Origin of the sequence: Pseudoalteromonas sp. TB64 (genome assembly GCF_000498095.1) — a bacterium.
Taxonomy (GTDB): Bacteria; Pseudomonadota; Gammaproteobacteria; order Enterobacterales; family Alteromonadaceae; genus Pseudoalteromonas.
Genome location: NZ_AUTQ01000173.1, coordinates 1 through 26,768, shown reverse-complemented (window position 1 = coordinate 26,768; position 26,768 = coordinate 1). Strand labels below are relative to the sequence as shown.

General features: G+C 38.1%; 20 protein-coding genes and 2 pseudogenes. 11 read left to right on the top strand and 11 right to left on the bottom strand.

Annotation, left to right across the window (positions count from 1 at the left end; all coding sequences use genetic code 11):
* Positions 1-1,043, bottom strand: a 1,043-nt coding sequence (locus L647_RS0114575) for a benzoate/H(+) symporter BenE family transporter (protein WP_024611725.1), incomplete at its 3' end; no start/stop codon positions are given.
* Positions 1,044-1,421: 378 nt separating this feature from the next.
* On the opposite strand from L647_RS0114575, the gene L647_RS0114570 reads away from it, so the two are divergent.
* The 6 genes from L647_RS0114570 to L647_RS0114535 all read left to right on the top strand — a co-directional run bounded on the left by L647_RS0114570 (position 1,422) and on the right by L647_RS0114535 (position 7,126).
* Positions 1,422-2,126 carry a hypothetical protein gene (locus L647_RS0114570; RefSeq protein ID WP_024611724.1) on the top strand — a complete coding sequence of 235 codons (705 nt, stop codon included), beginning with the start codon at positions 1,422-1,424 and terminating at the stop codon, positions 2,124-2,126.
* A gap of 126 nt (positions 2,127-2,252) precedes the next feature.
* Positions 2,253-2,996 carry a zinc-dependent metalloprotease family protein gene (locus L647_RS0114565; RefSeq protein WP_024611723.1) on the top strand — a complete coding sequence of 248 codons (744 nt, stop codon included), beginning with the start codon at positions 2,253-2,255 and terminating at the stop codon, positions 2,994-2,996.
* 659 nt (positions 2,997-3,655) lie between these two features.
* Positions 3,656-4,465, top strand: a complete 810-nt coding sequence (locus L647_RS0114550; RefSeq protein WP_024611721.1) for a DUF5666 domain-containing protein — start codon at positions 3,656-3,658, stop codon at positions 4,463-4,465.
* Positions 4,466-4,570: 105 nt separating this feature from the next.
* Positions 4,571-5,104, top strand: a complete 534-nt coding sequence (locus L647_RS0114545; RefSeq protein ID WP_024611720.1) for a PepSY domain-containing protein — start codon at positions 4,571-4,573, stop codon at positions 5,102-5,104.
* Positions 5,104-5,796: a response regulator transcription factor gene (locus tag L647_RS0114540; RefSeq protein WP_024611719.1), complete on the top strand. Its 693-nt coding sequence runs from the start codon at positions 5,104-5,106 to the stop codon at positions 5,794-5,796. Before L647_RS0114545 ends, L647_RS0114540 begins: the two co-directional genes overlap by 1 nt.
* A complete protein-coding gene (locus L647_RS0114535) occupies positions 5,786-7,126 on the top strand; it encodes an ATP-binding protein (protein WP_024611718.1) in 1,341 nt (446 codons plus the stop codon). Before L647_RS0114540 ends, L647_RS0114535 begins: the two co-directional genes overlap by 11 nt.
* Before the next feature lie 185 nt (positions 7,127-7,311).
* Here L647_RS0114535 and L647_RS0114530 read toward each other — a convergent pair whose 3' ends face one another.
* The 3 genes from L647_RS0114530 to L647_RS0114520 form a co-directional block, all read right to left on the bottom strand.
* Positions 7,312-8,541, bottom strand: a complete 1,230-nt coding sequence (locus L647_RS0114530) for an ectonucleotide pyrophosphatase/phosphodiesterase (RefSeq protein WP_024611717.1) — start codon at positions 8,539-8,541, stop codon at positions 7,312-7,314.
* Between the two features lie 220 nt (positions 8,542-8,761).
* Entirely contained in the window at positions 8,762-11,080 is a 2,319-nt protein-coding gene (locus tag L647_RS0114525; protein ID WP_024611716.1) for a carboxypeptidase-like regulatory domain-containing protein, read from the bottom strand.
* Between the two features lie 17 nt (positions 11,081-11,097).
* Complete coding sequence (locus tag L647_RS0114520; RefSeq protein WP_024611715.1) at positions 11,098-12,501, bottom strand: glycerophosphodiester phosphodiesterase family protein; 1,404 nt, start codon at positions 12,499-12,501, stop codon at positions 11,098-11,100.
* 171 nt (positions 12,502-12,672) lie between these two features.
* On the opposite strand from L647_RS0114520, the pseudogene dgt reads away from it, so the two are divergent.
* Together dgt and L647_RS0114510 are read left to right on the top strand one after the other, a co-directional pair.
* Positions 12,673-14,143, top strand: a pseudogene (gene dgt, locus L647_RS01000000124300) (dGTPase).
* Between the two features lie 83 nt (positions 14,144-14,226).
* Positions 14,227-15,990 carry a hypothetical protein gene (locus L647_RS0114510; RefSeq protein WP_024611714.1) on the top strand — a complete coding sequence of 588 codons (1,764 nt, stop codon included), beginning with the start codon at positions 14,227-14,229 and terminating at the stop codon, positions 15,988-15,990.
* Positions 15,991-16,839: 849 nt separating this feature from the next.
* Here the strand turns inward: L647_RS0114510 and L647_RS0114505 are convergent.
* Positions 16,840-17,973, bottom strand: a complete 1,134-nt coding sequence (locus L647_RS0114505; RefSeq protein WP_024611713.1) for a DUF1570 domain-containing protein — start codon at positions 17,971-17,973, stop codon at positions 16,840-16,842.
* Between the two features lie 5 nt (positions 17,974-17,978).
* Positions 17,979-18,452, bottom strand: coding sequence for a hypothetical protein (locus L647_RS0114500; RefSeq protein ID WP_024611712.1), 474 nt, complete (start codon positions 18,450-18,452; stop codon positions 17,979-17,981).
* Positions 18,453-19,489: 1,037 nt separating this feature from the next.
* Between L647_RS0114500 and L647_RS0114495 the strand changes: the two genes are divergently transcribed.
* Positions 19,490-20,488, top strand: coding sequence for an SEC-C domain-containing protein (locus tag L647_RS0114495; protein ID WP_024611711.1), 999 nt, complete (start codon positions 19,490-19,492; stop codon positions 20,486-20,488).
* Positions 20,489-20,983: 495 nt separating this feature from the next.
* Here the strand turns inward: L647_RS0114495 and L647_RS0114490 are convergent, their stop codons facing one another.
* The 4 genes from L647_RS0114490 to L647_RS01000000124295 form a co-directional block, all read right to left on the bottom strand.
* Positions 20,984-22,372 carry a HipA domain-containing protein gene (locus tag L647_RS0114490; protein WP_024611710.1) on the bottom strand — a complete coding sequence of 463 codons (1,389 nt, stop codon included), beginning with the start codon at positions 22,370-22,372 and terminating at the stop codon, positions 20,984-20,986.
* Entirely contained in the window at positions 22,356-22,682 is a 327-nt protein-coding gene (locus tag L647_RS0114485) for a helix-turn-helix transcriptional regulator (protein WP_029880494.1), read from the bottom strand. The genes L647_RS0114490 and L647_RS0114485 overlap by 17 nt, the downstream gene beginning before the upstream one ends.
* Before the next feature lie 730 nt (positions 22,683-23,412).
* Positions 23,413-23,703, bottom strand: coding sequence for an antibiotic biosynthesis monooxygenase (locus L647_RS0114480; RefSeq protein WP_024611708.1), 291 nt, complete (start codon positions 23,701-23,703; stop codon positions 23,413-23,415).
* Positions 23,700-23,924: a DUF2798 domain-containing protein gene (locus L647_RS01000000124295; protein WP_024611707.1), complete on the bottom strand. Its 225-nt coding sequence runs from the start codon at positions 23,922-23,924 to the stop codon at positions 23,700-23,702. Before L647_RS01000000124295 ends, L647_RS0114480 begins: the two co-directional genes overlap by 4 nt.
* A gap of 98 nt (positions 23,925-24,022) precedes the next feature.
* Between L647_RS01000000124295 and L647_RS0114470 the strand changes: the two genes are divergently transcribed.
* Together L647_RS0114470 and L647_RS0114465 are read left to right on the top strand one after the other, a co-directional pair.
* Positions 24,023-24,889 (top strand): LysR family transcriptional regulator, encoded by an 867-nt coding sequence (locus L647_RS0114470; protein ID WP_024611706.1) that lies wholly within the window; start codon positions 24,023-24,025, stop codon positions 24,887-24,889.
* A gap of 504 nt (positions 24,890-25,393) precedes the next feature.
* Positions 25,394-25,888 (top strand): annotated as a pseudogene (locus L647_RS0114465) (nuclease-related domain-containing protein); the annotation flags it as partial.
* A 28-nt stretch (positions 25,889-25,916) separates the two neighbouring features.
* Here the strand turns inward: L647_RS0114465 and L647_RS0114460 are convergent.
* Positions 25,917-26,678: an IS5 family transposase gene (locus tag L647_RS0114460; protein WP_024611512.1), complete on the bottom strand. Its 762-nt coding sequence runs from the start codon at positions 26,676-26,678 to the stop codon at positions 25,917-25,919.
* Between the last annotated feature and the right edge of the window lie 90 nt (positions 26,679-26,768).

Sequence of the window (26,768 nt, the reverse complement as noted above, 5' to 3'; positions counted from 1 at the left end):
GCTTCGGTATATTGCGACCCGTTAAGTGCCTGTTGCAAGCTATTAGCAATAGTGCCAAATAGCGCAATACCCGCCAAAGCCAAAATAAGTGCTTGCGGTAAACTTGCAACTAAACCTACTAATGTAGCGGCAAATAACGCCATTATTATATAAAACACGCCTGCGGCAATGCTTGCCCAATAGCGTTTATCAGAAGCTTTGTCTGCTTCTTCACTCATACAAATAGCCGCTGTAATTGCCGCTAAATTTATAGAATACGCGCCAAATGGCGCAGTAATAATATTTAAAAACCCAGTCACATTAAGCGTTGCTGAAATAGGTGCTTTATAATTATGTGCTTTAAGCACGGCTATTCCTGGCAAATTTTGCGAGGTCATTGTTACAATAAACAACGGTAAACCAATGCTAATACATGCTTGTAAATTAAATACTGGCGCAATATAGGCAAATTCACTCATTTTCCAGTGCAGCGTACTTGTATCAATATGCCCCATATTCCACGACAAAAGTACGCCCACTATAAGCACACTTAGCATGGCAAAGCGCGCAAAAAAACGCTTCCCTATAAAGTACATAAGCACCATTAAGCCTATTACTAACGGCATATCGTTCATAAAATTAAATACGTCAATACCAAATGTCACCAATACCCCAGCAAGCATGGCACAGGCAAGCTCACTGGGAATGCGGTTCATTATTTTTTCAAACCAGCCAGTAATACCCGACAAAAACACAAGCAAAGCCGAAAACATAAACGCACCTATCGCTTCGTTTAAATGATATCCCTGTGCGCTTGAAATAAGTAATGCAGCCCCGGTGGTCGACCAGGCAATTAAAATGGGTACTTTGTAATAATATGATAAGCCAATTGAGGTTGTTCCCATGACTAAACCAAGCATTAAAATCCAACTTGCCACTAAATCAGGTGTGCCACCTAGAGTGATCACCACTTGGTAAATCAGTGCAATTGAGCTTGAAAAACCAATAATTACGGCAACTAACCCTGCAGTAATTCGGTTAAGCAACTGATCAGATAGCGTCATAAATCCCTCTTGTGCAATATGTTTGACTCTTCAACATACGTGGCAAATAATTTATTGGCAATTAGCCATTACGCTACAAAGGGTGAAATTAATTCACTTTTATTTTTCAATTAAGTTAACTAAAAAAACAAACATTTCAGTATTGTATTTAACGAAATAAATAAGTACCTATAAAACCCCCAAACCCCGCATAAACACTACAAAAAACTAATACTAAAAAGCTCATAAAACATGCCAAAAATAAATATCCTTATATTTTATAAGGAATTGAAAAACAAACCCTTCAAACTTTTTAATTACATTTATTAACTTGATCTAATCAAACTTATACTATAAAACGTAACATCGATTTAACCAAAAACACCAAAAGAGAAACAAATGAAACGTTCTTCTGTCTTTATTTTAGTGATCCCACTATCGGCATTTGCTATTTACCAGCTATTTATTAACACCGATGAAGCAGCAGAACCGAGCGCTCCAATTGCTATTGATATAGTACCTATTAATACTCAATCGACTAAAAATACACATGCACCAGCACCTATAGATATGAGTAAAGATCCTATAAATGTTAAATCAAACCTACCAGTAGAACAAAGTGAACCATTTAATGAGTTTGATGCTGTAAACCGACTATCAGATAAAGCCAAGCAAGTGCTTATAAACGCAAAAGTACTACCAACCGACTTACACAACGAAGCCTATGTTGAGTTTGATTTAAGCTCGCTTCAAGCCCTTAAAGAGGGTGAGAACTTTGACTTAGCAATTCCTCAAACAGCCGAAACCTATACCGCAGAAGTAACCAATGTAGTAAGCGCCGAAAACGGCGATAAAAGCATATTTGGTAAGGTAACCGGAGTAGACGGACAAATGCACAACACCGTTTTAACCGTAGGAAAAGATGCTGTATATGGGCAATTTACTGCACCAAGCGGTAATTATGTATTCGAAAGTAAAGGAAAATACGGTTGGATAGCGGCTAAACGCGATTTGTATAAAAGCCACATTGAACACGACGTTAGCGCATTAAAACCAAAAAGAGAAAAAGGCGTAGATATTTTTGCACCCAAAACAGACGGTTAATTAAATATTTAAAATAGGTGGATACACCTATAAAAAGCAACGTAATTATAGCTTTAATGAATACTTTACCAGCATCACAAATATTAAAAATAGTTCCAACCACAAAAAAAGTAAGGAAATACAACAATGAAAAAAATAATCACAACAGCGGCTATAACAACTGCATTATGTATGGCAAGTGCTGCACAAGCTGAAACAATTGATATTGGTATTTTATATACTGACCAATCAGCAGCAGCAACAAGTAATATTGATACGAAAATAAGTCAGCTAATTGCTTTTAGTAATCAAGTATATAGCCAAAATGGTGTAGATATTACCTTGCGCCTTGTTGGTAAACAAAACCTAGGCGATTACGCAGTAACCCCTTCAGAAGAATGGTTAGATTCGATCACTGATAGCGCTTATGTAAATGACCTACGTGACGATTGGAAAGCCGATATGGTTGCTGTACTTGGCACAGGTCAAAGCGCTGGTAACGGCCTTATTTCGTGTGGTTTAGCATGGGTTGGTCAAGGTACCAATGGTAACTTATATAGCTCAATGAGCAGCCGCATGTATTCAATTAGTGCGATTGATTGTGGCGCAACTACATTTTTACACGAACTAGGTCACAACCAAGGTTTAGCGCATTCGCGTCAGCAAGGCGATACCTCAGGTGGTGTTTACACTGACGGTATGGGTCATGGTCAACAAAACGTATTTGCAAGTATTATGGCCTACCCACATGTGTTTGGTAGTGCAACACAGTACGACTACTTTTCTAATCCTAATTGGACAGTTAGTGGATACCCGTTTGGTGTAACTAATGAGTCGTATGCAATTCGTACTGTTACAGCAACAAAAACAAGTATCGCTAATTTTAAATAATTATTACTTGTAAAGATTCTTCCCTTAAGAGCGCCTCGGCGCTCTTTTTTGTAACATTAACAAAAATTAATGTTCTGTCCACCTTCTTGATATACATGGTTAAGTACACTTACTCCATCAGCAATAGTTATTAACTTGGAGTTTCCCATGACCAACCAATCAATTAAAAATACAGCAAAACTAATCTCATTAAGTGCTATTACACTTGCGTTAACAGCATGCGGCAGTAGTTCGTCAAATAACGACAACAACGAGCTAACTGCTTCAGCTAATTTACCAAGTGTGATCATTGGGCAAGTAACAGGTGTAACGTCGGATTCAATTACTGTAAACGATCATATTATTGCAGCAGGCTCAGCAGAAGTAGAAATAGAGGGCAACAACGCAACTCTTGCTAATATAAAACAAGGGATGATGGTAGAAGTAGAAACAAATGGTGCCCGCGCAACTGAAATAGATTACGACCCCGTATTTAAAGGTCCTATTAATATAAAAAATGATCAAGTAAATATTGCAGGAATAACACTCAGTAACTTAAACAGCAGTGACTTTAGTCAAGGGCAATTATTTGAAATAAGTGGCTACAGTCATTCATTAAACTCATTAACGGTTACCTACCAANCCAAGCCCCTATTACTAACAGCCAATCAGAGCTTGAAGTGCAAGGCAGTATTACCAATTTAAACCAGCAGTTGCGCACATTTAATTTAGGTGATTTAGTTATTAACTACCAACAAGCTGAGATAGACGGCACACTAAGTAATGGTCAACTTGTTGAGGTTGAAGGTTTTTATAATAATGCAATATTTACCGCAACCGAGGTTGATGCAGAGCAAAGCCTTAGTTTTACCGATAATATAGACACCGAGCTTGAAGGCGTAATCACCTTTGTAAATAACAATATGAGCTTAATAACATTAAACTCGCAGTGGCAGGTTAGCATTAATGATCAAACTCAATTTGAAGATGGCACCACAGCCAATCTTGTTGTTGGTCAAGTTGTTGAGGTAGATGGTGTATGGCAGCAAGCCGATAATAAATTACTTGCTCAAGAAATAGAATTTGAATCAACAAACATCAACTCAAATACAACTAATCAGCAGTTTTCGGTAGCCGGTGTTGTGAGTTACGAGCAAAATATAGCGACAATAAATAGCATTGAATTTACATTTAATAGCCAAACTGTATTTGAGGATAGATTATCGGTTAACAACCTAGATGGGCAGTGGGTTGAGCTTGAAGGCACTTATAACAATGAGCAAAACAGCGTAAGCGAAGTTGAACTAGAGGACGATACAAGTGAGATTAACTTAACCGGTTTAGTGTCGGCAAATCAAAATCAGCAAGCAACGCTTTGGGGTTATATAAGTGAAGATAACTCATTAACGCAATATTTAAATCAAACTGTAGAATTAGAATGCCAATGGGTTGCAAGCAACCAAGTAAGAGCATGCGTTTTAGATGACTAGTAGCAATATAAAGCGCTGATATAAAGAATAAATCATACGACTAAATAAATGTGTTTAGCTCTCTTATTTGGTAGGCTAAACACATTAAAACAAGAGCATACTTACATGAAACATATTTTTTTGAGCGCCTTATTTTTTTGCAGCGGGTTGTGCTATGCAAGCAGCTCTGCAATTTTTGACAAACTTAATAATGCAAACGAGCCATCACCACAAAGTATTTTAAAAAATATAGAAACCGAATACTTAAATACAGCCGTTATTGTAGAGTTTGAGCTAGAGTTCGAAAAAGGACAAACCACCTACGAGGTAACACTTTTTGAGCAAAAACATAATCGCTTTATTGAATTGCTAGTTGATGTAAAAGGTAAACTAATTGAGCTTGAATATGCCCCGCCAGAGCTTGATGAAGACGACGAAGTTGCAGCCGCTAAATTAATGCGTAAAAAAAATTACCGCATGTATCAACTTGTCCAGTCGTTAGATTCAACACAAACACAATACTTAATAGAAGCTCAACTTGAGCAAGATATGGGCGTAACTTATATGGTTGCTACATTTGTATCGTTAAAAGGGCGTCATAAAAAAGCCATTGATCTCGCAACAGGTAAAAACCTACCACTACTGCGTTGGGGCAATTAATGAAATTACTTTTGGTTGAAGACGACAAACAAAACCGCGAGTTTTTATACAAAGCCTTTAGCGAGCTAGGCTACACCGTAGATACCGCACAAGACGGTCAACAAGCATTATTAATTGCCACATGCGAAGAGCACGACGCGATTATACTAGACCGAATGCTACCAAAGCTAGATGGTTTGCAAGTACTTGCTGCGCTTAGAGCAACAGGTAAGACAACACCTGTGCTAATACTCTCGGCGTTAGATAAAGTAGACGACCGGGTTGCAGGCTTAAAAGCAGGTGGCGATGACTACCTTATAAAACCCTTTGCGTTTTCGGAATTGGCTATTCGTGTAGAGAACATAATTAAGCGCCCTTTTCATAACCAACCACCGCAAACCGCATTAAGTTTAGCAAACGTAAACCTCGATTTTCGTCATCACAAAGCAGATGTAGCTGGGCAAACACTTAACTTACAACCTAAAGAATTTAAACTTTTACATTTTTTACTCGATCATAAAAATAAACTCGTTACGCGCACTTTGTTGTTTGAGTCGGTATGGGAATATAATTTTGACCCTGGCACAAATGTAATAGATGTACACATAGCAAGGTTACGTAAAAAGCTAACATTGCTTGGTGCAAAAGTACAAATAGAAACAATACGAGGCGTTGGCTACCGATTACAAGTAGAGCAAAATAATGATTGTTAACTCCAACCTTTGGCAACAATTTAACCCGCGTTTTAGTTCTGTATGGCGACTTACACTCGCGTTTGCCACCATTACATCGGTTGTTTTAGTGCTATGCGTTGTGCTTATATATCAACTGTTATTGGGCGAGCAAACACGCCAAGTAGAAAGGCGCTTAAACGCCGAGCAAGTTCGTATTGAAGGGCTTGCTAATGAATTTGATAAAGCCTCTTTTTTTCAGCAACTAGCGGTATTTCGTAACGAGGGCGAAATTTTAATATTTTGGCAAAGCGATGACGAGCAATTTCAGCAATTAAGCTTTTTACCTAACGATATTCCAAAGTTGCCAAACACCCTTGAGTTTCCTGTGCTCGACACCCAACGTGGGCAAATTAGGCTACTTACCACCGGTATTGTAAACACCAAACATGGCAATATTGTTATTGCCACAGCCACCGAGCATTTAAGCCGCTTAATTACTGAATTTAAAACCATTGCAACCTGGGCTTGTTTGGTCAGCTTGTTACTTACCTGTGTGTTTGGCTATATTTTTGCGCGCAGGCATTTAAGGCGTGTAAATTATTTTAATAACGTAGTAGAACAAGTTCAAAAAGGCGATTTATCGGCGCGTGTAGTGCATAAACAACACGGTGATGAGTTTGTAAAACTAGCCAAACATATTAATACCATGCTCGACACCATCGAAGAAAACTTTGCCTTAGTGCAAGGCATTACCGATAACATAGCGCACGATTTAAAAACCCCACTTACTCGATTGCGCTTACAACTAGAGCGCCAAGCAGTGCAACAACCAGAGCTTGGGCTTGGGCTTGAAATAGAACAGCTTGATACCGTATTACATACCTTTGATGCCATGCTTAAATTGACTCGCCTTGAGCACGGGCAATTTCCGTTAAAGTTAGAACCTATAAACTGCCAAACACTTATTAATGACTTAATAGACATATTAGAGCCCAGTGCACAGCAAAATCAGCAACATATAAACGTAATTAATCAGGGGGAGTTAGTACTTCAAGGCGATAAAAACTTACTTTTTCAGGCTTTATTTAACCTAGCCGAGAATGCTATTAAATACGCAGGTAATGGAGCAACTATACACATTACGCTTACCAGCAATCATATAAATATTAGCGATAATGGCAAAGGCGTAGAACCCACACAATTATCACAACTCACTAAGCGTTTTTATAGGGGCGACCCCGCAAGGCAAAAAGAAGGGTTTGGATTAGGTTTAGCCACCGTAAAAGCAATATGCGAGCGCCACCAACTTGTACTTACTTTAACAAGCGACGAACGCGGATTTACCAGCACTATAAGTGTATGTAACTAGTGAGGAGAACTAGCACTATAAGTGTATGTAGCTAATAAGGAGAACTAGTAAGGAGAACTAGCACTGTTAATTAGTATGAATAACTAGTACGGATAACTAACACAGGTAATGAACTTAAATAACTCTCCAGTTAAACATAAAAAAAGCGGCTATTAGCCGCTTTAAATATCACAAAACCGATCGGCTTAATGCACAACCATTTTTTGTTTAACACCAGGCATTAACGCTTTACCGTCGCCATCTACCTTGTTTAATAGTTTTAGCCCCATTACCTTTGCAAGTACTGGGTAAATATCAAGATTACTTACCTCTTTAATATTCATACCTTGCTTAAACGCAGGACCAACAGCAATAAATGATGCTGCCATATCATCGGTATAAGCATAACCATGTGTGCCTAAACCATGTGCCTTACCTGAGTTTGTAAACACTGCTGGCGCTGTCGTTTGCACAACAATATCGCCCACTCGAGTACCTTTATTATAATGATACGCTGCTAATTGCTCGTCAGTTAAAACGGTATAACGCCCGTTTGCTGCTTTTTGTAAACGAGCTTTATAGCCGGCTATATCGGCTATATCGGCATTTATTGCATCGGGTTGAGTGTATATAAGTAAACGTGGACCGGTGTTTTTAACTAAAAAGTTTTCATCTTGAGGAAGTGTTGTTACATCAATGCTTTTTTCAGGGTCTACACTCGCCATACCGTGATCCGACACAATAACAAGGTTTACGTCTTGCTCTAATTTGCTTAAACGTGTTTGTAATTGCCCCATTAATTCATCAAGTTGTTTAACTGCATCGCGTGTTTGAGGTGCGTCTGGTCCATACTTATGACCCATGCTATCAACAAGTGAAAAATAACTTGCCACAAAACGTGGACGCTGTGCTTTAGGCAAACTTAACCACTGAACAATTTGATCTACTCGGTCTTGGTAATCGCTGTATTTAGAATAGTGGTAGTAATAATCTGGGGTCATACCATTAAATAATGCATCCGACTCAGGCCAAAAATAAGTAGCCGACTTAAGCCCCTGCATTTTTGCTAAATTCCACAGCGGAATACCTTTTACCCACGTGCTATCGCCAAACGCTTTGCCCATGCTGTAGCAATCATTATTACGTGCTTTATCACAAAAATTATTATCAACAATGCCATGATTTACCGGCAGTAAGCCCGTAATAATAGAAATATGATTAGGAAACGTTTTAGTTGGATAAACAGGTATTAGCTTTTCTACACGTACACCGCGCTCACCCATTGCTTTTAAATTGGGTGCTCCGTGTTTTTCAATGTAATCCCAACGCAAACCATCAATTGATATAAGCACCACTGTTTGCTCTTTTGCAGCAAACGCATTGTTCATCCCTAATAATAGGCAAATTGATACTGCCTTTAAAATCCACTGTTTCATTATAAACACCTTAAAATGCACAACAATTACTCAAAAAATTATTTTAAAGCAAGTTGTTACTTTATGATACAAACTGATAGATTGGGGCGTATTTATTTACTCAACTATTTTCTCAACGTTGAAGTAACGCATAAATTAAATCGTCCCCAGATTAAAAACCTTTAACTTTAAAAGAACAACACGCCATAAGTATTTAGCAACATCATCTTCTCTCTCATAATCACTGCGCTTTTAGCTCAATAGAAAGAGTTTGTTCACCCGCATCAATTTGATGCCAACGGCGATACGTTTTATAACCCGCAGCTGATATTTGAATATCATAGCGGCTCGCTCTAAGTACCATACCCGAACGATATTTAGGCCCAATGTTCATAATGCGTATGTTCGCATTTGGCACATTTGTGGTAATTGTTAACTTGGTTTTTTGTTCAACCATATATTGCCTATTTTGCTGCTGTTCAGCATCAAGTGAGGTATCGCTATGGCGTAAAATATCAACGTTAGCTAACGCATTGCTCAATGGGGAAAAATGCTGATAAATTTTTAACTTATCTTCAAATGCGAGCCCTAAAGGGTGCAGCACTGGTTGAGCATGTAAAGTCCAACGAATTGCGTAACTAAATACAGGGTTGCTCGACTCCTCTACTTTAGTTAAAAAGTAATTAACTGGGCTCTGCTCATCTTTTGTAAAAGTATTGCTTATAAATATCACCGGTAAAATTAAAATTAATAACGGCATAATCAGTTTTTGTAACATCGTAATAGGGTGTTTTTTATCTGTGTTTTTAGGTGGAGCAATAAGGCGCCACAATTTAAGTGGTAGCTTGCTAAAGGTTAAACAGATTAAAAATAACGACAACGACATAGAAATAGGCGGAATAATAACCGAGCGCAGCGCTTGTTTACCATATTGAGCATACTCACCACCATCTACAAACTTGCCCTTTGAACTGTTAAGCATTGCTAAATATTTATCGGTACGCTTTTCGATATTTGGATCGAGCACCTTTTCTTTGAAGCTTTTTTTATTCCAATCAGCGCGTATGTTTTTTACATATAAGTTACCCATACGATCTGAAATTTTAGCTTGTATTTGTGGGTTTAACTGAAACGCTACCCACGACAAATTTGGTGATAAGCTTAAATTGTGCTTTGCCATCTCACTATTCCATTGTCGGTTAGCCTCTGCTTTTACTTTATTGGCAACTGCTTGGGCAAACTCAGGTCGGTCGTTAATCTTCCAATTATTATTAAGTTTTAATCCCTTTGCTAAAAAGTGTGCTCGTAGCTTTTTAGCTGTTGTGTCATGACCTCGAAAAGCGAATGAGCTATTAATATTAAACTCGTAACCCGTTTCGTTAACAAACATCTGTGTAAATTTAGGGTGCTTTAAAAATAGCATCTGGTAATGATCGGGATCGTCAGTGTACTTATAACGTTTGTCTTTTATGCCACCATCGCCACCGCTTGCAAGGCTAACGGCCTGCAACGCAGTATAAAAACCACCGGTAAGCACTCCCATTAAAATACTGCTAGTTGCGTTTTCTGCCGCCGAAATATCTTCTACAATTAACCAATAATCGGGGGGAATATAGTCAATTCCTGCTTTTAAAATATCACTGCGATAATTTGCGCCAGCTCTGTCGTAACACTTACTAAGGCGATCTTTTTGGCTGCTTTTTTTATATCGGTCTGAACACTTAGCTATTTTTTCATGGTAATTATAAATTTTAGGACCATATTTTTGTGCCCTTGCAGACGCTTTAGCAATATGTGCTTTTTGTGCTTGCTGGTACTTTTCCCAACCTTCATTTACTTGCTGCTCAATTTGTTGCCAATAGCCTTGTTCGCGCTGATCAATTCCGGCTAATGTTTGGTTATATTTTTTACTCCCATTGGCATACATTTTATATTGACCAACTAACTCATTATAAAGTTGACTGTACTGCGTGTAATGTTGGTCAAAATCTTGGTAAGCCTTTTTTTGAACAAAAGAAGCTATAATTTTGCGTTTATCTTGTTCAAGGTTGTCAGATAAAGCCGCGTCGCTGTATAACAACCCACCAAACAGTGCTAAAAAGGTTAAGTTTTCTGAGCTATGTAACTCATCAGCTTTGTAATCAAGTCCATTAATTTTAATTGAATTAATAGCTAAAGCGTCTCTAAGCGCCGCACTATAAACTGCAAACTGGCGTTGCTCTGGTGAAGAAGGCTCAATTAATGTTTTTTCTATTACATACTTTTGACCATAAAACACCACCGGCCATACTAAGCATATTAAAGCTATTAGTGAAATAATGCCTCGCCCTACTTTAGCCACCATCGCCTTTGGTAAAAAGTCAGCCAATAGCAATGCAACTCCAACTCCCGATACAGCGCGCCCGTATATTTCTAGGTGCTCTAAATCCTCTGCTGAGGGAGAACCCTGCCCGACTAAAGACACTAACTGAGCATTAAAAATAGCCTCTGGTAATAAATACAAGGTAGCTAATAGCAGCATTAAAAAATGCCACCATGATGGTTTAGTGGTTACTTTCATTATGAGTCGTCTTATTGTTATTTTTTACGAAGTTCAAGTTCAACTACAGGGTCAGTCTCAAGACTAAACTCTTCATCAGCCTCTCGTTTACCTATTTCAAGGTTTGGCGCATTTGAAATGTGTAACGCTTTTTTTGTATGCGAAACCGGTGTAAGCGACTTTAAATGCCCACCTGTGGCAGGATACAACTGATTCTGTTGATAACTAGATAGCTCATCTAAACGCGTTAAATCTAAATCATCGGGCATACTTGCTATACGCTTAGCAAAAGCGTTATCACCTTGGTATGGCTTAACCGCAGGCAAGCCAAACACAGAACAAAAGCCATATACCGTGTCATCTATTATTACAGAATTAGGGCGTAGCATACTTGATTGCGCTAATAAGCTGCGTTCGTGGTAGTCGTGCCCATTAATAGAATAAGTGGCAATATTAATGCCACGCGCTTTAGCTCTGGGCAATAATTGGGCTGCACTTTGTTTATAATGACGAATATCTAACACGTAGCCAAAATTGCGTTTTAACTTTTTAGTTAACGTATCTAACTTTAGCGGTCTATCAAAACGTGTTTCACGATGACGACGATTACCATACGACTGTATACTTTCTAATTGCTCTTTATTGCGCTCATAAATAGGATCGCTCCCTGCCCCGCGCTTTAAATCGGCAGCCAGCTTATTCATAGACACCTTTGAAGGAGATTGAATAAACATCATGTACACATCGGGATTTATTTCACGTAGGCGCGTTAAATTGCGCATTTCTAAGCTGCTAAAAAAATAATTGTTTGCCCCAACATATTTATACGCCAAGTAGTCGAGCATTTTTAAATCATCGACAGATGCCCGCGATTTAATTTCAATATTTAGCTTTTGATGCGATTTACGATAACGCGAAAACGTACTCGCCAATGCTTTAAAAGACGGTGGCATATCTGCGGTTAACAGCCCCGTGTTTTGATCGCGATGACGTAAAGTTCCCCATTCTTTAGTGTAACGAATCGACTCTATTTTACGCCGTTTGTTATCAACAGTACCGGTTTCTCGCCCTGTGTGAGCATCATGATGCACAACCCACACATCGTCACGGGTAATGCGTACATCAATTTCTATCACATCAAAATTATTATCGAGAGAATCAATAACCGCCTTGAGTGAGTTTTCAGGAAAGCGAATAGCCCCCCGATGACTTTGTAAATTAAACTCACTGCATTGACGCGCATTTAAATAATTAATATTACCTAATTGAGTTTGATAAAAGCCACGAGCAGCCAGTGCATCAGCTCGCGCACTAAGTTCTTGCTGCTCTGCAACAGATAGATTATTGTTTAAAGTATTTTCAGGTGTGCTATTACACGCTGATAATGCGCAGGTTAAAATACAGACTGATAATATATAAAAATGGGATAGTGGACGCATCATGCTTATTAAGCCAAACGGCTTTAACTCCCTGAAAAAGAAATGATTTCAATAGTCCCTTAAGGCTATATGAATATGCGGTTAATATAAAGTAAAAACAACAATAAAACGAACAAGTTTAATTTACACACTTTAGATTAAATTAAGCATTTAAGCGGGTTTAAAAGGACAAAGATGACCATAGATTTTAGTAAAAAAATAACGCCAGCGCGTATGTACCGCACCACAGCAAACTTACAAATGGCGCTAGAAAGCGATCGTGGTCGAATAATAAATAGCGCAGCTATTCGTCGTTTACAGCAAAAAACACAAGTGTTTCCGCTTGAGCGCAACGCAGCTGTACGATCTCGCCTTACCCATTCGCTTGAAGTTCAACAAGTTGGTCGTTTTATAGTGCAACGTATTTTTGCTAATTTAAGCTACGAGCAACAAAAAGATTACGGCTTAACCGAGCTAGAGCGCCCGCTAGAAAGCCTAGTAGAAATGGCCTGCTTAATGCACGACATAGGCAACCCNCCCGCCATTTGGGCACTTTGGTGAAGCGGCTATTAACCACTGGTTTAACAACAACCTAGCAAGCGTAACACCCGATCGCTGTAAAGAGCCAAACACCGGTATAGGTGTTGTTTTTAAACACCTTGCACTCGATATTTGTAACTTTGAGGGCAACGCTCAAGGCATACGTATAATTCATTCTTTGCAAACGCTTAATTTAACCTACAGCCAAAGCGCCGGTATTTTAAAATACACTCGCCCTGCTGGGCTTGATACAAAAGACATACCGCAAAATAAAAACTACTTAATGAAAAAAGTGGGTTACTACTACAGCGAAAAAAACTTTGTTGAGGCATTGCAAAAAGAGCTCACTATTGAGCCTTACTGCCGCCATCCTGCAAGTTACATAATGGAAGCCGCCGACGATATTTCCTATTGCCTAGCCGACATAGAAGACGCCGTAGAAAAAGACATTATAAGCACTGAGTTGTTGTGCGAAAAACTTAAACTCAGTTACAAAAAAGTATTAATAAACCTGTTAATTGACGACACTCAACATCAAAATTTTGTAGATAAAGCCGTAGACTACGCACTAGAGCGTGCACAAGCACAACCGTATAATTTTAATAGTGAATTTTTTATATATTTGCGCGTTGCATTACTACATCCGCTAGTAAATCACGCCGCAAAACGCTTTATCGAAAATATAGAACCTATTTACCACGGCGATTTTAACCAAGCGCTTTTAGAAGATAGAAGCCATCTACATGCCGTAACTAAAACACTAAAACAGGTAGCGCTTGAGCATGTATTTTCAAACAAAGAAGTCGAAAAATTAGAACTACAAGGGTATCGTATTATTAATGGTTTACTCGATTGTTATAAACCATTACTGCTACTAAACAAGGATGACTTTAAGCGCGCACTCAATGGCGATTCACGTTTATTAATAGAGTCACGACTTGTTAAAAAGCTCTCTAAAAAGCACTTAAATAGTTACCAACATGCAATAGATGCAATGCAAGAAGAGCCCGATCACTTTGCAGCATACGAGTTTTATTACCGTTGTAGATTAATTCAAGATTATATAAGCGGCATGACCGACCAATTTGCGTACGATGAATATCGCAGCTTAATGGTAATTGACTAACTAACATAAGTTAACTTGCCCTAGATAATTTTTAACTTTGCGCTTAAAATCAAACTATTGATGTTTAAGTGCTATTAACTTTTATGATAACTTTATTAACACGCCTTACCCTTTGTTTTGCTTTATTAAGCAGCTTTAACAGCGCTGCTTATAATTCAGCTATGTGCATACTTATAAAACAAGAAATGCAGCAATATAGTAATAACAAAACAAGCGCTAAATACCGCAGTGCAGCGCGCGATTACAGTAAAAACTGTAACAAGCCTGTAGAAGTAAAAACTCAGCCTAAACCAGAAATCGTTGAACCTAAACCTATAATAATAACGCAGCCACAACCACAAATTGTAGAGCCAGCACCTATTCCAGAAATAGACTCAACTTTAACAACAGATACAACACAAGTAACAAATCAACCAACTGATGCGGCTATAAACTTAACCGATGATCAAAAACAACAAGTGATCGAGCAGTTAAACGCAGCTAACACACAAACAAGCACAGAAAATACCGAACTAAATACCCCTTCTGTAAAGTCAGACGATGCTCTATCAGAACAAGTAAATAAACCGGTAAAAACACAAAGTACGCCAATTGAAAATATAGCTTCAGCGCCTAAACCGGCGGTAAAGCCAGCCCCTGTTTACACACCGGTGCCGGCACCAATCGCCGAAAGTCCGAGCTCATTACTTTTACCCACTTTAATACTGGTTATAGTGGTACTTATTGGCGCTATGGTAATAGTACGTTTACGTCGCGCCAAGAAAAATAAAGACACCTCGCCGCCTGCAACAACAGTGCCTATTAAGCCAACAACTGCAGCGCCAGATGCAAATTCATCGGCAACATCAAACGCCAAAGTATCGGTGGTTAATCTACAAAAAGATAAAGCACCTATAAAACCTGAACTAATAAAGCCAGAGCCGATAAAGTCTGATCCAGTAATACAAAGTGCGCCTTTAAATACACATACTGATAAACCAGAAACAGAGCAAGCACCTGCAGAGCCTGTTATAACGCCAGTGACGCAAACAGCATACGTAACTGATGAGCCAACAGATGCTAAAAAAACACTCTTAAATAACGATGTTACTCAAAATGTTGAAGTAGAAAACGTTGAAGCAAAAGCAGAACACCTTGTTACAACTGCTGTGGCAAAAAATCAAATTGACGAAATAGAGCCTGAGTCTCAAATAGCGACTACAGAGCAAAAAAGTATTGAAGAACAAACAAATACTTTAGATAAAACAAGTGACGCAACGTTTACCAAAACAAAGCAAAAACCAGAACCGAATACAGCCGAATTTGAAGCGGCAGCTAAAACCACTTTACAGCGCATAAAAAGCGCCAGTGATTTTAACGAGCCAGAAGTACGTAAATTCGACCCTGAAGCTTTACCTGTTAAAAAGCAACGTAAACAACACATAGCCCCAGTTGTAGAGCCAGTTATTACTGATCCAGAGCCAGTAACGCCTGATGAACCAATAGTAGATTTACACTCGCCAGATGATGCACCAGCACCACAAGCAACTTCATTTAATAGTGAACATGACTTTAAAGAGCCTGAAGTACGTGTATTTGATCCAGAAGCACCATTACCTGGAGAAAAAGTAAAACCTACGCCAGCAGCTGAGCCAACTAAAACTGAGCAAATAGAAACAAAAATAGAAGAAACACCAGAGCCAGCTAAAGTAGGCAACAGCAACCCATTTGCCAACTTATCGTTAGACTCAAGTTGGGATCCTGAATCAACTGAAAAGCCAGTAATAGAAGAGAAAAAACGCGCCCCAAAATCTCAAGCATTAATTGAGGCAGAAGAACGCGCTAAAAATATGCAAACTAAAGAATAAGTTTAAAATTCGGTAATTGCCTTATTTAATAAGGCGATTACCCACTTTATTCGCCTCACTCTGTATTAATAGCTTTGTTTGGTACTTACACATAAAACATAAGCGTAAACACCCACCCCGTAGGTGCGATTTTACATCGCGCTCATGTAACCTGGCTTTAATGCTTTAAAAGTAAAAGCGAGGTATAAAACCTCACCTACATCAATGTAAACACCGCACTCAACAAAACCGTAGGTGCGATTTTACATCGCGCTCATGTAACGTGGCTCAATGCTTTAAAAGTAAAGCGAGGTATAAAACCTCACCTACAAAAACACAAATACCAACATAAACACCGCACTCAACACACCTGTAGGTGCGATTTTACATCGCGCTCATGTAACGTGGCTTCAATACTTTAAAAGTAAAAGCGAGGTATAAAACCTCACCTACATCAATGTAAACACCGCACTCAACAAAACCGTAGGTGCGATTTTACATCGCGCTCATGTAACCTGGCTTCAATGCTTTAAAGTAAAAGCGAGGTATAAAACCTCACCTACAATAAATACCAACCCCAGCAGAAAACACCGCACTCAATAAACCCGTAGGTGCGATTTTACATCGCGCTCATGTAACATGGCTTCAATGCTTTAAAAGTAAAAGCGAGGTATAAAACCTCACCTACCAAACATAAACACCGCACTCAACAAAATCGTAGGTGCGATTTTACATCGCGCTCATGTAACGTGGCTCAATGCTTTAAAAGTAAAAGCGAGGTATAAAACCTCACCTACAAAAACACACATCAACGTGAACACCGAACCCGTAGGTGCGAATTTATTTCGCGCTTGTAGCTATTATAAATAATTAAAAGTTATGTGTTTTTAAAGGCGCACTTAACCACTGAGAATAATGGCTATTAATTCTAGGATATTGCTCATACACCATTTTTTTAAACACACCATCGGCAAGCTTACTACAGGGTGATTTTTGTTCTTCAAGCATTATACTTTTGAGTAAGGCTTTACCGTTTTTAGTATCCATTAAAAAGTAAATAACAGCCCAACTACTTCTATAAAGCTTAGAGCTGTCGCCTTTACGCCATATGTTTTCAGAGTTAAGTAATTTATTTAGCGAGTATACATTTTTAGTTATGCTGTTATTTTTTACCCATGAAGAATTTGGCTCTACAATCCCAGTTTGCATATTATTTTTTGTATCTTCAAAATATTCAGCAAGTCCTTCATTTAACCATCTAGGTGTATTACCTAGCACCGCTCGATTAATAGCATGCACAGCCTCATGCACCGACGTACGCATTGCACTTTGTACATTACGATAATCAATAAAAGCAGAGTTACTAGAATTAAAATACATACCAATAGAATTAGTAGGATCGCCACCATGTTGCTTTATTCTAGCTTCGTAAGAATGGCGAGTAGCAAGAACTGTAAGATTTAATTTTACTTTTTTAAGTGCGTGTACACCTATAATTTGACCATATACTTTAAATACTGTGTTGAGTTTTATACGTAATTCTTGGTTAAACGACGAAGGTAAGTTAGGCGTATTTAAAGTAAGATCAAAATAATCAAGCGGCTCAGCAAAACGCGTATCGTAAGTTGTTACTGCAAAGTCTGGTTTTTTATCACTAAAATGCGGGATACCTTCATTATCGGTCCAAGTGTAAATATCACCATTACGTTTATATTTAACCTCACCTAACGATACATCCACACACTTTGTATTATCAGTTTGTGATAAATGGTTGTAGCCATGTTTAGGCGTATTTTGTAATGCGACTGTACCTATATTAAAAGGTGGCTTTGTAATTAAAGGCTCTGTAACGGGTTGCGACGTTAAATTATTATAAATGAGTTTAAGTTCGCCAATAGGATCATGGTAATTAAATACCCGTCCAGTAAAGTGGTTCACAATAAAAAGCGATGCAATTAACAACACAAAAAATACAAACAACACACGCAGCTTTGTTTTAAGCATATTTATTACTGCTCTTTCCACTGTGCTTCAAAAATATCTTTTTGCTTACCTCTGTATTCACTACACCAAACAAAATCAGCAGACGCCATATCCTTTTTACGGCAACGCTTTGGCAATGTGTAAAACTTAGACCAAGCATCAAGTTTTGCTTTGTCACGGTAACTATCACTATGTAACGACATACCTGACACTTTTTGGTTAAGTAGCCAATTACTGTTAGTAGAGCGGACAGAACTAGTCCGATACGAGCTGCTCGCTTTTTTAGCTTTACCACAATGCTCGGCTAGCTGTATAAATAAACTTTTATCGCGCGCAGTTAAACGCTCACCTTCTACGGAGCTATAACCACGTCTAAATTTAGAACGAATTGCTTCACGCTCTTTTTTAATGCTGTCGCAACGTGCTTGAGAATATACTTCTACAGCATGTAATTTAGCTGCAAACACCGTAGCTAATATTAGTAAAATCCATTTAGTCATTTTTGATCCTAAAAATGCAGAGCTAATTGCTTTGTTACTTGAAATATAAGTGATTATATAAAATATAAACATACATTTAATACAATTAACGCATCTTAAGAGCTTCGTGTATGGCATTTATATAACGCGTTGCACGCTTTTTTACCGAACCCGTAGGTGCGATTTTACATCGCGCTCTGGTAACGTGGCTTCAATGCTTTAATACTTTAAAAGCAAAGCGAGGTATAAAACCTCACCTACATAAACGTAAACACCGCATTCAACAAAACCGTAGGTGCGATTTTACATCGCGCTTATGTAACATGACTTTAATGCTATAAAAGTAAAAGCGAGGTATAAAACCTCACCTACAAAAACGTAAACACTGCACCCAACAAAACCGTAGGTGCGAATTTATTTCGCGCTTATGTAACGTGGCTTTAATACTTTAAAAGCAAAGCGAGGTATAAAACCTCACCTACAATAAATACCAACCTCAGCAGAAAATACCGAACTCGTAGGTGCGATTTTACATCGCGCTCATATGACTTGGTTTCACTGTTTTAAAGTAAAAGCGAGGTATAAAACCTCACCTACAATAAATGCCAACCCCAGCAGAAAACACCGACCCCGTAGGTGCGAATTTATTTCGCGCTTTGGCTTTTAACTTTAAGTGATTAGTTATAACTCTCAGCCAACGTTAACAACCAAGGCTGACCTAAACACCTGTAGACGCGATGCTTGCTGGCATTTAAAAGCGTAGCTTTTACTTAATATTGCGCTGGCGATAGGAATCAGAACTCTCAATTTCACTTATCTTTAAACAAATAATTAATATAAATCTAAACGCGATAAAAGCTCGTTCATATCCAAGCATCGCTTTTAAAAGCATTACCTAAAAAGATTAAGCACTTGGTGTTTGCCAAGTATAGAACTCTGTTTGATAACTCATCGATAAGTAAGGGTTAGTTTAAAATTGAGGCTTGGGTATTACTAAATGATTTGAGTATAATAAGTCAATATAATTAAAAATGTAGCAGGGTTAAAGGTAACTTTAAATGGCACCAGGAAGAAACGATCCTTGTTTTTGCGGCAGCAGTAAAAAATATAAACACTGCTGTATGGATAATATATCAAAACAGCATGCCTCAATATTTGACGATATAGCCCAAACTGTAGCAATGAGCCCAGAGCTAAGCCTTGATGAACTAAACCTTGTGGTACAGCATAAAAATACAGAGCGTAATAATAAAGCTAATGCAGACTTTGCTGGGCTTTCGCCAGCCCAAATGCACAATTGGATATACGCCCCCTTTAGCGAACTGGAAGGCGTTATAATTAATACTCCAGATGATTTATCAACGTCCCCTGTAATGTGTTATTTAGCGTTGATTATTGACGAAGCCATGCAACAAGGTGGTTCATTTAAAACAACAAGCAAAGGCAATTTACCAGCTAAATTAGTAAAACAAGCTACAGAGTTACTTCCTAAATTTGCAGTTGCCGAATACTCTACCCCTGTTAGTATTAGTGAGTTTGCTGGTAGTAATGAAGATAAGTTTAATGCGCTACATTACACACGTACTTTAGCGATTGCAGCAGGCATTATTTACAATAAAAGTGGGCGTTTACATATAAAAAAGACAGCGCAAAAGCAGTATCAAACTCATGGTCTTAAAGCCTTTTATTTACCTATGTTTGAAGCTGCAACCACAAAATATAATTGGGCTTACTTCGACAGTTTTCCCGATGATTTGGATTTACGTGATTTTTGGCTATTCATGCTTTGGCGAATACAAAGCCACAGTTCGATTGAAAAGTTAATTGAAGAAGTAACTACCGCATTTCCAGATCTACTATTGCAACTTACGCCTAGTGAATATCATGATTCAAAAACTCTACTGGGCTTATTAATAGAATCTCGATTTATAAATCGCTGCTTACAGTTTTGGGGATTCATTAGCGTTGATCCAACGCGATTCAGCAATGGTAAACCAATACCAATAAAAGCAGAGATACTGCCTTTATTAACGCAAACCTTTCTGTTCACAATTTAGTAGTTAAAGGCATATTTGGTACCCTCCGAATATGCCTCGTTGATAACACAACTAAAATACCCTGTTTAAAGTAACCTCATTTATACATATAACTGGCTAGTGCTGTTACTGTTAACTAAGGCATTTTAGTAATTAAAACTTAAAGAGCAAAATTACGCCATGTGAGTTATAAAACTCCACCTATATAAATTTATACACCAAAAACGTAGGCACAAATTTATATAGCGCTCATGCAACAACACTTTTTATCACCAAAGGTACAAAGCTTCGGCTCGCTACATCGAGAACAATAATTCACTTTTCTGCGATAAAAATATATTTTAAAGCGAGGTATAAAACCTCACCTACATCAATACAAACACCGCATTCAACAAAACCGTAGGTGCGATTTTACATCGCGCTTTTGGTTTGTAATTTACAACACCTATATCGCGTTGGCGATGGTAGCCAAGATAGGAATTTTTCACTCAAAATGCATGTATTTATTTTTCAAACTTAAATAAATGCATCCATATTTGGTAATTGTATTATTTGCTCACTCAGCTTATTTGCAGCTTCATTAATTATTTTTATGCATAAATCAATGTGTGCTAATTCAGCAGTAGATAAGTTATTTTTAACGGCAGAAACTTTAGCCGCATCTATTGCAGCTAATACAGAGTCAACGGTTTGACTCATAAGTAGTTGCATCCGTGGTAGTGAAATAGCAAATTCATCAGCAAAATCAGCTAACATATAAGCCGTAATCTCATTAGTAAAATTGCCTGCACTTTGTGAATTATGCTCACCCACTGACATAGCATAACACCTTGAAATTTGGGGCTGTAAATAATCCTCATCACAGTCAATGCCTCCCTGCTCAATAATCGCTTCTATATTTACCAAGTCATAAAACGGCGTAAGCTCTAAACCATTTTTACCAACAAAAAAACTGATATTTTTGCCATGTGCATCGTAATTACGTACTAAAATATTAAATGTCATCCAGCGAATAAGCTGAGCCTCATACGCCTGTACATTCGTTGTTTCAATATTAAAGAGTTTATCAAAAGAAACGCCGTCTCGAATATAAATACCCTCCCCTTCATCACCATGCTGACGCTCATATTTATAAGAAGGAGGTAAATTAGTGGCTTGGCAACCATCAATAATATGACGACGTAATACATGGTTTTGATCTTGCGTAACGCGCCTATCAAAGCGATCTATTACAAATACCCTTACATCTGCATAGGTGCGTAATTCTACATCGGGAACATTGAGCCCTGACTCTTTTGCTAAAAGCATCGTAAATAGTTCATTTACTGCAATGAAAGGAGCTGTACCTGTTTCAAATTTAAAAATTTTATTGGAACATAGCTCCCCTTCACCAAACCCTAATTTACTATCGATTTCGAGTAGGTTTAGCTTGTCTTGAACGCCAGCAACAGAGAGCCGAGTCCGACCATCCCAAAGGGTGATTGACTCGCCGACTTGTTTAAACCGTTTAAGTTTTTGGCTTAGTTCGTCATGAGTTACTTCCCGAAAAGATGTTTGTTTTGAAGCCCTGCTACTTACTCTAAACGACAAAGCGCCTGATGTTTCCTCGCCAATTACTTTAATTAAACCAAACGTATTATTTTTAGAGATAGTAGTACTACTTATAATCTCATCAAGGCCCTTGCCTTCTGGCAATAAATTTTGTAAATAATTACGCACAGCACGCGAGTTAAAATGACCATTGAGCGGTAAGTGTGGTGAAATAGCAAACCCCTTATTAATCCACTCGGGCTCATAGCTAAATGAAATTTCATTTTCAGAGCCTACATTGAGAGTTATCTCACCTATCTTTTGTGTATTACCAATAAACACATCTAAGCTGTTAATCTTAGTACCACTGCTCATCGCTCACCTCTGCGCTGTTATTGTGGTGTGACGCGTCATCACTAACAAGGCTAAACGACAATCCCAAGTACTCCATCACTTTAAGCACATTAAAAAACTGCACATTAACATCACCTTTTTCTATTTTTATCAGCGTGGGCTTTGAAATATTAAGTGCTTGCGATACATCAACCAGCGTAAGCTTCATGCCTGTCCGCTTTGAAGTAATCGCTTTAGCGAGTCGCACCGACGAAAATGGCTTTGATAGATCAGGCATTTCAGTGCGTTTAACAACTCTTCCAAGTGTTTTTTTTGCTGGTAATTCGCTCATTAAAGGTCAACCATAGTTTACTTATACGATTTATTTTAAGTTAGCCCAACCAAAAGTCAAATATAACTTACTTTTAAGTTTAAATGTATTTTTATCACCCATAAGTTAACCACAACTTACTTATAGGCAATAAAATCAAACCTAAACATCATAAGTAAAATATAACTTACTTATGATAAATTAATGAAATTTCGAGATCGATAGCCCACCTAAGCACCCGTAGATACAATTTTACCTCGCGCTTATCTAACACCACACCAACGCACAGATTAAACAAAACCCTGCGAGGTATAAAACCTCACCTACAAAAACGTAAACACTGCACCCAACAAAACCGTAGGTGCGATTTTACATCGCGCTTGTCCAAACCCACACCAACGCACAGATTAAAAAAACCATGCGAGGTATAAAACCTCACCTACAAAAAAATAAACAACATCAAACACCGCACTCAACAAAATCGTAGGTGCGATTTTACATCGCGCTTTTGGCTTTTAACTTTAAGTAATTAGTTGTAACTCCCAGCCAACGTTAACAACCAAAACTGACCTAAACACCTGTAGACGCGCTGCTTGCTGGCGTTTAAAAGCGTAGCTTTTACTTAATATCGCGCTGGCAATGGCAACCAAAGCACACTCTAAGAACTAAACTGCGCAACTAAATGACTTACTTAGCTCCCATTAAGTAAATCATTTAAATATGGATTACTTAAAATAGACCAAATATAAATTTATAATTTCTCAAGCGCCACTAACTTGTTTATTTCGACAGGGCAAGCAAGTGCTGTTTCATAAAAAGAAAAAACGCTTTTTACATACGATTGTAAATAATGTTCATCAAGCGCAGCTTGCGAAGAAAACTGTTCGACTAAAAACAAGCATTGCTGCTCAGTATTGGTATATAACTCAAATCGAATACAATCAGGCTCTGCTAAAGTGGGTACTAAAATATGCTGTAAATGCGCTTTACATTCGGCGAACAAATGCGCTTTGGGGGTTATTTTTGCCACTATATTAATCATAAAGCCTCTCTATTTTTAAAAAAATTAATGACTAAAACTCTAATTGGCGAAGCCACTAAAAACGCCACAACAAAAGCGACAGGCCATGCATTAACAAATGCATTGAACCAGGTATGATAAAACGTTACCGTAAAACCTAAGTTAATGTACGTTACCCACGCCGAAAGTAAAAACGACATACAAAACGAAAACAACACTGTAAATGTAAAATGAACTTTCATTCGATTCCTAATAGTTAATGCTAATGAGGTCGTAACTATATTTTTATAGTGGCAATATAAATAGTGACCAATATGCAAACTAAGTTTGAGAAAATAAGATGCTAAACGACATATATCTTTTTATAGAACTAGCCCGCCGTAAAAGCATGAGCCAAACAGCAAAAGACCTTAACTTAAATTTATCTACGCTATCGAGGCGCATACAAACTCTAGAAGAAAAACTTGGCACACCATTATTACAACGTAGCGCTCGGGGAATAGTGCTTAGCGCAGCAGGGCAACACATTTACGATTCACTCGCAGAAAATGTGTTATCACTTTCGTCGCAAGTAAATCAGGTAATTAATAAGCAAAATACAGTAGAAGAATTTTACCTACTCTGCCCACAAAATATTATTTCTGGGCCGCTTATACCCGCAATAACAGCGTTTCAAACAACTCAAAAGCATCTAAATTTACATATTTATCCAAGCAACATGAACAGCCAACTAAGCCAGCAACGCTTTAACTTAGCCATAAGAGTGGGAGAGCAGCACGACTCAAGCTTTTATCAAAAACGTTTAGGCACAATTGCCACTGCTTTAGTTGTTAAAAAACAAAGTGAATCTAAAAACAGATTAATTTTACCCTACACCAACAAACAACTATCGCCGGCACTTATTAGCGAGTTAAAAAACAAATTTGAAAATATAACCTACTGCTACGACATAACCATTGCACGCCAACTCGTTCAATCGGGTGTGGGAACGGGTTTATTACCAATGAGCGAAGTAGCAAGCCTAACCAGTAAACATCAGTTTGAGTATGTAGATTTAAATATAACGCTACCCTCTCGCCCTATTTATGCCTTGTGGTCGCATTCACGCACACCAAGTAGCTCTACAAATACCTTAATTGAGTTAATTCAAGATTGCATAGCCACGCAACCCAGTTTGCAGGGTCAAATTATTACGCTTGGTAACTAACCTAAATTCTGGATAATAAATCAATCTTGTGTAGTGTTTATATTTAATATTTAAATGTATTTTAAGGTTAGGTATTTTAAGATTGAGCTTTAAATTGTAGATGTATTTATGTTTATTTTTAAAGTATGCAAAGGCATAAGCGAGGTATAAAACCTCACCTACATCAATGCAAGCATCGCACTCAACAAAACCGTAGGTGCGATTTTACATCGCGCTTTGCTCTCGGCTTTTTATGAAACGCCATGGATGCTATAAAACCTCACCTACATCAATGCAAACACCGCAATCAATAAAACCGTAGGTGCGATTTTACATCGCGCTTTGGTTTTAGCTTCAATTACTCACTTAGCAACCACCTACTTTAACGTGATACTTTAAATAAAATTTTTACATACGCCCGCATTTACCACACCTAAAAATACAACTAAAAATTACTCTTAAAAAGTATTCATATTCGGTACTTCAATGATATTCTAAGCATATACATGATTGAAAGGATGCCTCATGATTTTAAAAGATAAAACACTCATCACCAGCAACTCAGCTAAAATACAAGCAGGTCAAAAACAAGAACTCGACGTGGCTTTTTATTTACGCCGCGCGTTTAAAGATCATAATCAAGTGTTTGTATTTAATGATGTAAAATTTAAGCATAATGACGAAACCGCACAAATAGACCACCTTATTGTATACACCTACGGCTTTATTCTTATTGAATCTAAAAGCATTACCGGTGAAGTGTCGATAAACGAACATCAAGAATGGAGCCGCAGCTATCGTGGTAATTGGCAAGGTATGCCATCGCCAATAAAGCAGGTTGAGTTACAGCAAGCGCTATTAAAAAGCTTAATGCAACATAATGCGCCGCAGTTACTTCCAAAAATGTTTGGCAAAATTCAACAAGGGTTTGGCGGTCGAGAATGGCACAGCATTTGTGCAATATCGAGCAACGCTATTATTAATCGAGATAACACACCAAAAGTAATTGAAGACCGATTAGGGGCTGTTGATCTTTGTAGTATATATATTAATCAGCCCACATTGGTAGCCACATCATAGTAAATGCTAAAGCGAGCATGGAATGATAATTCCGTTCAAGCTTTTCATACCTTGTAGCTATCCCTCTATATTGTTTGATCCGACCAAAGGCATTCTCAACTAAGTGCCTATATTTGTACATGCACCAGTCAATATCTTCATTACCCACTAAACTGTTATCCTTGCGTGGAATAACGGGTGTAGCGCTATTATCACGAATAAACTCTCTTAGTTTTTCACTATCGTAGCCTTTATCTGCGACAACCACATTACTCGTTGGGCAATTGTCTACAAGTGACTCTGCATGGACGATATCATGCGTATTTCCACAGGATAATTCATAATAAACAGGCAATCCTCCGCTATCTACTGCAAGATGAATTTTAGTCGAATTGCCACCTCGACTCTTACCGATTGATTCATTGCCAGCGGTTCTTGCACCGCAACTATGCTGGTGAGCCCTGACAATACTGCCATCAATAAAGATCCAATCCATATCAGCATAGTGGGATAACACACGAAATAATTCATTCAAAATATCTTTTTTGGACCATAAATTAAATCGTCTATAGATAGCACTCCACGAGCCGAAATAAGACGGTAAATCTCGCCAAGGAATACCGGTACGCATCTTATAGAGTATGCCTTCGAGCGTTTTTCTATGCTCAGGCTTATTATAAATTCGACCACTTAAGTGCATTACTTTTGATAAGACATTCCATGTCGCGTCTGTTAACATTAATCTTGGCATGAGGGTTCGGTGTAACGTTTTTTAGCGAATTCAATTATACCTTATCCTCATGCTGTTTGTTTTTTATACCGCAAAGATCAACACGCCCTA